Here is an 11,690-nt window from a genome sequence, read left to right as displayed (position 1 = left end):
AGATCACTTGCCGGCCCGCTTATCGGCAAAGAACTCAAGCAGCAGGGTTTCGCATTCTTTGGCTGCGATACCATCATAAACATCCGGCTTGTGATGCGTCTGCGGGTGGGTAAAGACCCGTGCGCCATGTGCCACACCGCCCGATTTCGGATCGGCAGCCCCGAAATAAACACGCCGGATGCGCGCGGCGGCCAAAGCGGCAGCGCACATCGCGCACGGCTCCAGCGTGACATAAAGGTCATGATCCGGAAGTCGCTCGGACGCGGCATCGGCGCAGGCAGCGCGTAGGGCCAGAATCTCGGCATGGGCGGTCGGATCATTCAACTCGCGCGTCCGGTTGCCTGCGGTCGCAACAATCCGACCGTCGGGCGCGATGATAACCGCACCGACCGGAACCTCTCCGCGTTCGCCTGCCAATCTGGCCTGTTCCAGCGCCGCGCTCATATGCGATCTGAATTCCATATCTCTGACTGCATCAGAAACCTGCCTTTCGCAAGCGGGCAGGATAGGTTATGGCCGGGTCCATGAGCAACACCCCTCCTCCCGGCGACCGGATCGCCAAGGTCCTTGCCCGCGCGGGCGTCGCCTCGCGCCGCGAGGCTGAACGCATGATCGAAGCAGGTCGCGTGGCCGTGAATGGCAAGGTGATCGACAGCCCGGCGCTGAATGTCACCTCGAAAGACAGAATTGTGGTCGATGGCAAACCGGTATCCGAACCCGAGCCCTCGCGCCTTTGGCTGTATCACAAACCTTCTGGGCTGGTGACAACCACACGCGACGAAAAGGGCCGCGCGACGATTTTTGACAAACTGCCCGAGGACATGCCCCGGGTCATGAGCGTCGGGCGGCTTGACCTCAATTCCGAGGGGTTGCTGCTGCTGACGAATGACGGTGGCATCAAGCGCAAGCTGGAACTACCTTCGACCGGTTGGCTGCGCAAATACCGCGTCCGGGTGAACGGCCGGCCGAAGGATGAAGATTTCGAACCGCTGCGCAAGGGTTTGGTGATCGACGGGGAACGGTTTCAGCCGATGACCGTTTCCCTGGACCGCCAACAAGGGGCGAACGCCTGGCTGACGATCGGCCTGCGCGAAGGCAAGAACCGCGAGATTCGCCGCGCAATCGAGGATATCGGGTATGCGGTGAACCGCCTGCTCCGGGTCTCGTATGGACCATTCCAGTTGGGCGACCTGAAGCCCGGCGAGGTCGAGGAAGTGCGCCGCCGCGTGATGCGGGATCAGCTGGGGCTGGAAGGCGGCGAAAAATCCGATGGCACCGCTAAACGGACCACGCGCCCACAACGAAAACGTCCCCCGGTCGGCAAGAAACCTCGCAAGTGACGCCTGTCGGACAACCTTCCCCCTAGCGCCAAGCCCGCGCATACACTAAATTTTCTGTGAACGCGGAAGTCCTTGGGGGTGCCATGTCCGGAAGCGGAGTGCAAAAACTGGCCTACGCGGCACTGCTGGTGCTGTTGTTTGGAGTATGCACCGGCCTGCTGGGAGGGCTATAGGCGCATGGCCAAAAAGTACGGCGGAAAATACAGCCCCCAGGGTGATACGACACCTTCGGATCAGCCCAAGCGCGGACAATTTGACAGTGCGCGGGTCGAACCTGCGGGCGCACGGGCGAATGTTCTTTTCATTCCGGCAATCCCCCTGGTGTTCCTGTCTCTGAACGACGGTGCCATCGGCATGACCATGGGTCTTGTGGCTGCCGGTTTGCTGACGGCTGCTGCGTTTCTGCTGCGCGAAGGCCTGCGCGCCGAAGGGGCCTATAACGCCCGTCGCACAGCCCGCCGCCCCGCCTTTCCACGCAAGATTTTCGCCAGCATTCTGACCGGGTTGGGTGTGGCGCTTGCTTCGTTCCGGACCGAGTATCTGGATGCCGAGGCGGTATCGCAGGTCAGCCTGCTGGCGCCTGTTCTGTTTGGCGCAGCGGCGGCGGTTCTGCACTCGGTCTCGTTTGGCCTTGATCCGATGAAAGACAAGGGCATGGAAGGTATAGACACCTTTCAACAGGATCGCGTCGCACGTGTAGTGGAAGACGCCGAAGCCCATCTTTCCGAAATGACCGAAGCGATCAAACGTGCGGGGGACCGTACTGTCGAAGCCCGGGTTGAACGGTTTCAGGACACCGCCCGCGATCTTTTCCGCACAGTCGAGGAAGACCCGCGAGATCTGGCCGGTGCCCGCAAATACCTGACGGTTTATCTGCAGGGTGCCCGCGATGCGACGATCAAGTTTGCAGATGTCTACGCGCGCACCCGCGATGCGCAAGCCTTGTCAGATTATTCATCTTTGCTGGATGATCTGGAACAGAATTTCGCCGCGCGCACCCGCAAGATGCTATTGGATGACCGAAGTGATCTGACGGTTGAAATTGAAGTGCTGCGCGAAAGGCTGCAGCGCGAAGGCGTCCGGTTGGACTGACCGGCCATTATTTGAGCGAGGAATATCCCCATGTCCGATGAGATCAAGAAAAAGGCCGTTGAAGCTGAAACGATTGTGCAGGAAGTGACTGCCGTGGCCCTGCCCGAGCCCAAGGCCGATATTGTTCCGCTGGAAGAGGCCGATGAACCTGTCGGCGCCGAAATTCGCAAGCGGATGGAAGAGATCGACATGGGCAATACCAATTCGATCGTGTCCTTTGGTTCGTCGGCACAGGCCGAGTTGCAAGAGATCAGCCAGGCCATGCTTGCGGACGTACGCAACAAGGATGTTGGCCCCGCGGGCGACAGCCTGCGCGATATCGTGACCACGATCCGCGGGTTCTCGGTCAGTGAGCTGGACGTACGCCGCGAACGTAGCTGGTGGGAGAAATTGCTGGGTAAGGCCGCGCCCTTTGCCAAATTCACAGCGCAGTTCGAAGATGTGCAAGGCCAGATCGACAAGATTACCGACGATCTTCTGGGGCATGAACACACCCTGCTCAAGGACATCAAGTCGCTGGATTTGCTATACGAAAAGACGCTGGGCTTTTATGACGAACTGGCGCTTTACATCGCGGCGGGCGAGGAAAAGCTGACCGAGCTGGACAGCCACGACATCCCGGAAAAAGAGGCCGAGGTTCAGGCCGCCGCTGAGGGCGAACAGGTAATGGAAGCGCAGGAGCTGCGCGATCTGCGCGCCGCGCGCGATGATCTGGAGCGCCGCGTTCACGACCTGAAGCTGACCCGACAGGTGACAATGCAGTCGCTGCCATCGATCCGTCTGGTTCAGGAAAATGACAAGTCGCTGGTGACCAAGATCAACTCGACCTTGGTCAACACAGTCCCGCTGTGGGAGACGCAGCTTGCGCAGGCCGTCACAATCCAGCGCAGCGCCGAGGCTGCCTCGGCCGTGCGCGAAGCCAACGACCTGACCAACGAATTGCTGACCTCGAACGCGGCCAATCTGCGCCAGTCCAACAAGATGATCCGCGAGGAAATGGAACGCGGTGTCTTTGACATTGAGGCCGTCAAAAAGGCCAATGCAGACCTGATCGGCACGATCAACGAAAGCCTTGCCATCGCCGATGAGGGCAAAGCCAAACGCGCCGCCGCCGAAGAAGAGCTGAAAAAGATGGAGGCTGAACTGCGTGACACTCTGGCGGCGGCCAAAGCCCGAAAGGATGGCATTGGCGACAATGCCGGAACCGCTGTATCGGGCTGAGGCGGGCCGGGGCGTGCGTCCGTTGAAATGTCTCAAGGTCCTGCTGGGACTTGTTTCGCTGTTGGCTCTGGCCAATTGCGACGAAGCGCTGACGACGTCAATTGTTCCCGAGGCTCGCCCGGCCGAACCGGCGCCGCAGCCCAATGCCTATGTTCCCCCGTCTGCGGCAAGTCAGGATCTGGCGCGTTTCTATCAGCGGGTCGAGCGCGATCTGCTGACACGCGGATTGCTTCGTGTGGACGGTGGCGGCCCGGATACGCCCTATGATGCCGACGATCTGGCTCGCAATTTCGAAGCCATCGCGTTTTACAGTGAATACCCTGATCACGCCGTGGCGATTGGTTCAGGACAGACCGATGGGCAGCTCAGTCGCTGGTCGGGGCCGGTGCGCATCCAGACCGAGTTTGGGCCGTCAGTTCTGCCCGAAACACGCAAGCGGGATTCGGAACTTGTCCAAGGCTACACCGAACGTCTGGCGAAACTGACGGGGCACCCTGTGTCGGTCGTCAGTCGCAAGGCCAATTTTCACGTCTTCTTTGCCGGCAAGGACGACAGCGCCTACGTCGTCGCCCGCGTGAAACAGCTGATACCGAATATCAGTCAGGCCTCGCTGGATCTGATCGCCAATCCCCGCGCCAGCTTCGACTGTTTCGTGCTGGCCTCGGCCACAAGAACGTCACCGTATAAATACGTACGTGCTGTCACGCTGATCCGTTCCGAATTGCCTGATCTGGTGCGGCGCAGCTGCATTCACGAGGAAATCGCCCAAGGCCTGGGTCTGTCCAACGACAGCCCCACAGCGCGACCGTCGATTTTCAACGACGATGACGAGTTTGCGCTTCTGACCAGCCATGACGAGAAATTGCTGACTATTCTTTACGATCCGCGTCTGCAGCCTGGCGTCTCTGTTGAAGATGCCCGGCCCGTGGTGCGTATCATTTCACGCGAGTTGATGGGTCAGTAGCTCTGACCTCAAGGACGGGAGAACCCAGATGGGAATTTTCGATTTTCTGACCGGCGAATTCATTGACGTCATTCATTGGGTGGATGACACCCGGGATACGATGGTCTGGCGGTTCGAACGCGAAGGACACGAGATCAAGTATGGCGCCAAGCTGACGGTGCGCGAAGGTCAGGCGGCGGTGTTTGTGCACGAGGGTCAACTGGCGGATGTGTTTACGCCGGGCCTTTACATGCTTGAGACCAACAACATGCCGATCCTGACGACGCTACAGCATTGGGACCACGGCTTTCAGTCTCCGTTCAAATCCGAGATCTATTTCGTCAACACGACCCGGTTCAATGACCTGAAATGGGGCACCAAGAACCCGATCATGTTGCGCGATCCCGAATTTGGCCCGACCCGGATCAGGGCCTATGGCACCTACACGATCCGCGTGAAGGACCCCGCGAAGTTCCTGGTCGAAATCGTCGGAACCGATGGCGAATTCACCATGGACGAGATCAGTTTTCAGATCCGCAACATCATCGTGCAGGAGTTCAGCCGGGTGATCGCCGGGTCGGGCATTCCGGTTCTGGACATGGCGGCCAATACCGCCGATCTGGGCAAGCTGATCGCGGCAGAGGTGTCGCCGGTGCTGGATGGCTACGGGCTGGAAATGCCCGAGTTCTATATCGAAAACATCTCGCTGCCTCCGGCGGTCGAGGCTGCGCTGGACAAACGCACCTCTATGGGACTGGCGGGTGATCTTGGCAAGTTCACCCAGTATTCTGCGGCAGAGGCAATGACCGCCGCCGCCAACAACCCCGGTCAGGGTGGCGGTATGGGCGCAGGTCTTGGTATGGGAATGGGCATGGCGATGGCGCAGCAGATGTCGAACATGGCAGCAGGTCAGCCGAGCGGCCCCTGGGGCGCGTCCGCCCCCGCTGCTCCGCAAACGACGGCGCGTGTGGCTCCACCGCCCCCGCCGCCCGTGGAACATGTCTGGCACATCGCGGTGGACGGACAGGTTAGTGGGCCGTTTTCTAAAGCCAAAATGGGCCGTATGGCCGCGGATGGCGAAATCACCCGCGACACGCATGTCTGGACGGCCGGACAGGACGGCTGGAAAAAGGCTGGTGATGTGCAGGAACTGGCGCAACTTTTCACCATTCTCCCGCCGCCGCCGCCGGGTGCGTGACCCGATGGGAAGGTCTGTTGCGCCAGTCTTCATCGCCGTCGCTTTGCTGAGCGGATGTGCGGGACCGGGCCGCGAACCGGCCACGCCCTCTCTTCCTCCGCTCGTGGTGGACGCCGCGCGGCAGAGTTTTTTCAAGGCTCATCCGGGGGCTGCCGCCGATTTGTTCGATACCAAAGGCGACGGTTTCCGGATATTCCAGAATGGCCGGGCTGAATACCGGTCATTTGGGGCGCTATCCGATCTTCGCACGTCCACCTATGTGTCGGAGATGTCAGGCAACCGGATATGTCTGGCTGCGGCTGATCAGTGGTCAGGCGCGTGCCTTGACCTATTCGGCAATCCCGAAGGCACAATTCTGATTCAAGTCGAGTTCGGCAATGGCGCCAGACGCAGCTACCAATAGCAGGTCGTTCCGGCATCTGATTTCTATGACCATTTGGAAAGCAACTGAACACGCGCCTGTAAGAGGCAGTAAACCCTGGTGAAATGGCAATGACCGATCCTGAGCAACTCACTGTTACACAAACAGACGAACACCGCTTTCCATGCAACCAGTGTGGCGCTGATTACCGGTTCAATCCCGGCGACGGCACGTTGACCTGCGATCACTGTGGGCACTCGGTGTCGATTGGTGCGGGTCCGTGGGGTGGTGCAAGCCTGCGTGAGCTGGATTTTGACGCGGCAGTTGCAGATCGACTGCCAGACAGCGAGATTGAGGAAACCCGAGTTCTGTCCTGCCCGAACTGTGCCGCACAGGTCGAATTCGACCCCGCCACGCACGCGGCGGAATGCCCGTTCTGCGCCACGCCAGTAGTCACGGATTCGGGCGTGAACCGTCACATCAAACCCAAAGGGGTATTGCCGTTTGCGCTGGATGAACGTTCGGCCCACAAGGCCATGGGTGATTGGCTCGGCCAGCTGTGGTTCGCCCCGAATGGCCTGAAAGAATACGCCCGCAAGGGGCGGAAGATGCAGGGTATCTACGTGCCCTACTGGACGTTCGATGCCGATACCAAATCCCGATATCGCGGTGAGCGGGGTGTGATCTACTATGAAACCATAACGGTCATGCGCGATGGGAAGCGGGTTCAGCAACAGGTCGCAAAGGTGCGATGGTCTCCCAAATCGGGCCGCGTGGCGCGGTTTTTTGATGATGTTCTTGTGCTCGCGTCTCGCTCATTGCCGAAACGTTACACCGATGCACTGGAACCCTGGGACCTGCCCGCGCTGGAGCCTTATCAGCCCGAGTACCTGGCAGGCTTTCGGGCCGAAGCCTATACGGTCGAGTTGAAGGACGGGTATGCCGAGGCACGGGCGCATATGGCGCGCGTCATAGAACGGGATGTACGCTTTGACATCGGGGGCGACCGTCAGCGCGTGCATGCGGTCGAAACCGATGTGCGGGATGTTACCTTCAAACATATCCTGCTGCCGGTCTGGATGGCGGCCTACAAATATCGCGGTCAGACCTATCGATTCGTAGTGAATGGGCGAACCGGCCGGGTTCAGGGGGAACGGCCTTGGTCGGCCATCAAGATCACGATCGCTGTGGTGCTTGGACTTCTGGTCGCGGCCGGGGTTGGCTACCTGGCGGCGACGGGCCAGCAATAGACTTACAATCCGTCGTCCGGACCCTTGATCTTCGCCCAACCCGCAGCCATCCTGCGCGGCGTTGGGGCGAAGGAGATATCGGGTGACGCTATCGGCATTGAACGGCTTGCTGGAGGATCGACACTCCTGCCGCGCCTTTTTGTCAGATCCGGTACCGCGGGGTGATATCCGGAAAATCCTGACCAGCGCGTCCCGTGTGCCAAGTTGGTGTAATGCACAGCCCTGGCAGGTCGTTATCACCAGCGGCGCGGAAACCGAGCGCTTCCGGCAGGCCATGATGCATGAAGCCGCGACCGGCACCCCTGCCCCGGACCTGCCCTTTCCCAGCTCATATTCAGGTACCTATCAGGAACGCCGCCGTGCCTGTGGATGGGCATTGTACGAATCGGTCGGTATCGAGCGCGGCGACCGCGCGGCGTCGGCGCGGCAAATGAGCGAGAATTTTGCCCTTTTCGGTGCGCCCCATTGCGCCATTATTTCCAGCCCGGCCGAGCTAGGCCCTTACGGTGCGATGGATTGCGGTGGTTTTGTCACGGCGTTTACGCTGGCGGCGCAGGCTCTGGGCGTGGCCACCATTCCCCAGGCGGCGCTGGCGGCTTACAGCCCATTTCTGCACCGCTTTTTTCAGATCCCGGATGATCGCCTGATCCTGTGTGCGATATCTTTCGGGTACCCGGACAGGGACCACCCTGCGAACAGTTTCCGAACAAACCGCGCAGGCGTGGATGAAATCGTGGACTGGCGGGGCTGACGCCGGTGTTCCTGAAAAGAATGGACTAGGAGAGAAGACATGCGGGCCCTTCTGCAACGCGTGACGCGCGCATCCGTATCGGTCGGCGGAACAATGATCGGTCAGTCCGGCACCGGTCTGCTGATCCTTGTCTGTGCTATGCGGGGTGACGACGAACAGCAGGCGGACAAGCTGGCGCAGAAGATTGCCAAAATGCGTATCTTTCAGGACGACGCCGGAAAGATGAATCGGTCGCTGCTAGATATCGGCGGATCGGCCCTCGTGGTCAGTCAGTTCACACTGGCCGCCGATACGTCTCGCGGCACCCGACCAGGATTTTCTGAGGCTGCGCCTCCGGAACAGGGCAAACAGCTTTATGAAACGTTTGCAGACAAACTGGCGGCTCAGGGTGTTGCCGTCGAAACAGGAGAATTCGGCGCGACAATGGCCGTCGAACTGGTCAACGATGGACCGGTCACAATCTGGGTGGAAAACTGATGTCCCAAGCGGAAAAAGCACAGCGGATCTGGCAGGCCGGCGTTTCGGCGGTGGATGGATACACGTCTGTTAGACAGGCGTTGAGCGATATCCCGACGCCCGATCGCATCCTTGCCGTGGGCAAACCGGCAGCGGCCATGGCGCGGGCGGCGCTGGAGCATTTTGGAGCATTGCCGACACTTGTCGTAACCAAGGACGATCACAGCCGCGACCTGCCTCCGCATGTTGAGGTGATCGAGGCCTCGCACCCTGTTCCAGACCACCGCAGTCTTGCGGGCGGCAAAGCCCTGCGTGAAGCCGTCGAGAACATGGCGGACGGATCACATCTTCTGTTGCTGGTATCCGGCGGCGCCTCGTCGCTGGCCGAGGATCTGGTGCCGGGCAAAACTCTGTCCGATCTGGAACAGTTGAACAAAAGACTGTTGTCCGAGGGGCTGGATATTACCGCCATGAACGCCGAACGGCGCAAGCTGTCGCGGATCAAGGGCGGCGGTCTGTTGGCTGGTTTTTCGGGCGCGCGCGTGACCGTTCTGGCCATATCCGATGTGCCCGGTGATGACCTCGACGTCATCGGTTCGGGCATCGGCGCACTGCCCGATGATCACGCCTACCAGGCTACGGCCCGGATCGTAGCGTCGAATGCACATGCACGGGGCGCAGCAGCGGAATTGGCGGCGAACACCGGATACACGGTGCTGGCCAACGAGGAGTGTCTGCACGACGATTATCTGGAAATTGCCCGGACGCTGGGGCCGCGGTTGCGGTCCATGTCGACGGGCGCCATGGTTTTTGGTGGTGAACCAACAGTTGTACTACCGCAAAACCCTGGCCGCGGGGGGCGGAATCAGGCGCTCGCGCTGGCTCTGGCACGGGAAATCGCCGGGACCGAGGGGCTGACACTGGTGGTCGGCGGGACCGATGGAACCGATGGACCCACACTGGCTGCGGGTGCAATTATCGACGGATCAACCTGGGGCGAGGGCGCAGAGCAGGCATTGCAGCGGGCCGACAGCGGGAGCTTTCTGGACAAAGCAGGCGCATTGCTGGTCACCGGCCCAACCGGAACGAACGTTATGGACCTGCTTGTCGTGGTGCGCGCGTGAACGGGAATGATCTGGTCCCGAAGTCGCACGATGTTGGTCTTTTCGAACAGAGATCGGTCCGCAAAACCAGAAAAAACTGACGTATTTTGCGCCCGCACATCGACAGTTATCAAACCTTTCGTGAAGAAAGTTTCACTGATGAGATACGCCTGGATCGCGATATAGTATTGAAGGACAAGTAATCTGGTCGCGTTCCATCTGGATGAGCGACCTTCGAGACACAACATTTTTAGGCTGGGACGGCATTTCTTGAAATTTTAGTTCTTGTCGCCTGCTCTAAAATGCGCGAACTTTGACTCGTGCGTCAATAAAAAGCCCAGAAAGGGCCTGCAACTCTACCAACCGGGAGATTCTTGAATGAACGAACAACTCACTCACATGACCAAACAGGTTACAGCCGGCAAGCTGACCCGTCGCGAATTCATGGGGAAAGCAGCGGCATTGGGTGTAACTGCGGCAATGGCCAGCACCATGTTTGCAGATGCCGCGCGTGCGGCAGGCCCGAAAAAGGGCGGTGATCTGAAGTTCGGCCTGCAGGGCGGCGAATCCACGAACTCGCTTGACCCGGCAACCTATGCAAGTTCGGTTCCGTTCCAGAACGGCAAGCAATTCGGAGACCAGCTGGTCGAAGTCGCGCCGGACGGCACGATCGAACCGCGTCTGGCCGAAAGCGTTGAAGGCAGCGCAGATGCCAAGGTCTGGACTTTCAAGCTGCGTCAGGGTGTCGAATTCCACAACGGCAAGACAATGACCAGCGAAGACGTGCTGAAGACCATGCAGCGTCATTCGAACGAAGATTCGAAGTCGGGTGCTCTGGGCATCATGAAAGGCATCGAGTCGATGAAGGCCGATGGCGACAACTTCCAGGTCACGTTGAGCGAGCCGAATGCGGACCTGCCCTATCTGATGGCCGACTACCATCTGATCATTCAGCCGGATGGCGGCATGGACAACCCTGGTGCGGGTATCGGTACCGGCCCTTACAAGCTGGAAGTGGACGAACCGGGTGTCCGTCACCTGTTCACCAAAAATGAAAACCACTGGAACAGCGATTTCGGCAACTTTGACAGCGTCGAAGTCGTTGTTATCAACGATGCAACCGCACGGACGGCCGCGCTGCAATCCGGCCAGGTCCATGCGGTCAACCGTGTTGAACCCAAAGTTGCCGACCTTCTGGGCCGCGCACCGAACCTGACGGTGCACTCGACTGCTGGTCGCGGACATTATGTCTTCATCATGCATTGCGACACTGCGCCGTTTGACAACAACGAACTGCGCACCGCGCTGAAATACGCCATCAACCGCGAGGAACTGGTGGACAAAGTGCTGCGCGGCTATGGCTCGATCGGAAATGACATGCCGATCAACGCAGCCTACCCCCTGTTTGATGAGACCATCGAACAGCGCGAATTCAGTGTTGAAAAAGCTGCTGAGCACTACAAGAAGTCCGGCCATGACGGCTCGCCGATCGTTCTGCGTGTCGCCGACGGTGCCTTCCCGGGTGCTGTGGACGCCGCTGCGCTGTTCCAGCAAACCGCTTCGCAGGCGGGTATTCCGCTGGAAATCAAGCGTGAACCCAACGATGGATACTGGTCCGAGGTTTGGAACGTTCAGCCGTTCTGTGCGTCGTACTGGGGTGGCCGTCCGGTTCAGGATCAGATGTACTCGACCGCATATCTGTCCAGCGCCGACTGGAACGACACGCGGTTCAAGGTTCAGGCGTTCGACGATCTGCTGTTCGCCGCGCGCGCGGAGTTGGACGCCGAGAAGCGCAAGGGCATCTATAGCCAGATGGGTCAAATGGTCCGCAACGAAGGCGGCCTGATCTGTCCGATGTTCAACGACTTTGTCGAAGGCGTGAGCAACCAGCTGGACGGCTGGGAATCTGACCCGACTCAGGAGATGATGAACGGCAACATGTCCCGCAAAATGTGGTTCGTCTGATACGGGCTAC

At 59.6% G+C, this 11,690-nt stretch carries 12 protein-coding genes; 11 read left to right on the top strand and 1 reads right to left on the bottom strand.

Translation table 11 applies throughout. The features are described 5' to 3' along the window. Positions 1–3 precede the first annotated feature (3 nt). On the bottom strand, positions 4–462 hold the full coding sequence (locus ACR0MI_RS00110) for a nucleoside deaminase (RefSeq protein ID WP_170609848.1): 459 nt from the start codon (positions 460–462) through the stop codon (positions 4–6). 62 nt (positions 463–524) lie between these two features. Between ACR0MI_RS00110 and ACR0MI_RS00105 the strand changes: the two genes are divergently transcribed. The 11 genes from ACR0MI_RS00105 (at position 525) to ACR0MI_RS00055 (ending at position 11,680) form a co-directional block, all read left to right on the top strand. Continuing rightward, positions 525–1,340: a pseudouridine synthase gene (locus ACR0MI_RS00105; protein WP_170609846.1), complete on the top strand. Its 816-nt coding sequence runs from the start codon at positions 525–527 to the stop codon at positions 1,338–1,340. Positions 1,341–1,517: 177 nt separating this feature from the next. Next, the gene (locus ACR0MI_RS00100) at positions 1,518–2,432 is read left to right on the top strand and encodes a 5-bromo-4-chloroindolyl phosphate hydrolysis family protein (protein ID WP_170609844.1); all 915 of its coding nucleotides are present in this window, start codon (positions 1,518–1,520) and stop codon (positions 2,430–2,432) included. A 30-nt stretch (positions 2,433–2,462) separates the two neighbouring features. Next, positions 2,463–3,653 (top strand): toxic anion resistance protein, encoded by a 1,191-nt coding sequence (locus ACR0MI_RS00095; protein ID WP_170609842.1) that lies wholly within the window; start codon positions 2,463–2,465, stop codon positions 3,651–3,653. Continuing rightward, positions 3,628–4,617 (top strand): DUF2927 domain-containing protein, encoded by a 990-nt coding sequence (locus ACR0MI_RS00090; protein WP_170609840.1) that lies wholly within the window; start codon positions 3,628–3,630, stop codon positions 4,615–4,617. The genes ACR0MI_RS00095 and ACR0MI_RS00090 overlap by 26 nt, the downstream gene beginning before the upstream one ends. A gap of 28 nt (positions 4,618–4,645) precedes the next feature. Beyond that, positions 4,646–5,794, top strand: coding sequence for an SPFH domain-containing protein (locus ACR0MI_RS00085; RefSeq protein ID WP_170609838.1), 1,149 nt, complete (start codon positions 4,646–4,648; stop codon positions 5,792–5,794). Positions 5,795–5,798: 4 nt separating this feature from the next. Beyond that, on the top strand, positions 5,799–6,197 hold the full coding sequence (locus tag ACR0MI_RS00080) for a hypothetical protein (protein ID WP_480853311.1): 399 nt from the start codon (positions 5,799–5,801) through the stop codon (positions 6,195–6,197). 83 nt (positions 6,198–6,280) lie between these two features. Further along, on the top strand, positions 6,281–7,405 hold the full coding sequence (locus ACR0MI_RS00075; protein ID WP_480440502.1) for a TFIIB-type zinc finger domain-containing protein: 1,125 nt from the start codon (positions 6,281–6,283) through the stop codon (positions 7,403–7,405). A gap of 82 nt (positions 7,406–7,487) precedes the next feature. Then, entirely contained in the window at positions 7,488–8,156 is a 669-nt protein-coding gene (locus tag ACR0MI_RS00070) for a nitroreductase (RefSeq protein ID WP_170609832.1), read from the top strand. A 39-nt stretch (positions 8,157–8,195) separates the two neighbouring features. Beyond that, positions 8,196–8,633, top strand: a complete 438-nt coding sequence (dtd, locus tag ACR0MI_RS00065; RefSeq protein WP_170609830.1) for a D-aminoacyl-tRNA deacylase — start codon at positions 8,196–8,198, stop codon at positions 8,631–8,633. Beyond that, positions 8,633–9,736 carry a DUF4147 domain-containing protein gene (locus tag ACR0MI_RS00060; RefSeq protein ID WP_170816667.1) on the top strand — a complete coding sequence of 368 codons (1,104 nt, stop codon included), beginning with the start codon at positions 8,633–8,635 and terminating at the stop codon, positions 9,734–9,736. Before dtd ends, ACR0MI_RS00060 begins: the two co-directional genes overlap by 1 nt. 357 nt (positions 9,737–10,093) lie before the next feature. After that, entirely contained in the window at positions 10,094–11,680 is a 1,587-nt protein-coding gene (locus ACR0MI_RS00055; RefSeq protein WP_170609826.1) for an ABC transporter substrate-binding protein, read from the top strand. The last annotated feature ends 10 nt before the right edge of the window (positions 11,681–11,690 follow it).

It is taken from the genome of Ruegeria sp. D4 (assembly GCF_056534475.1).
The sequence above is the reverse complement of the archived record's forward strand: the minus strand, read 5'-3'. Positions and strand labels throughout refer to the sequence as shown.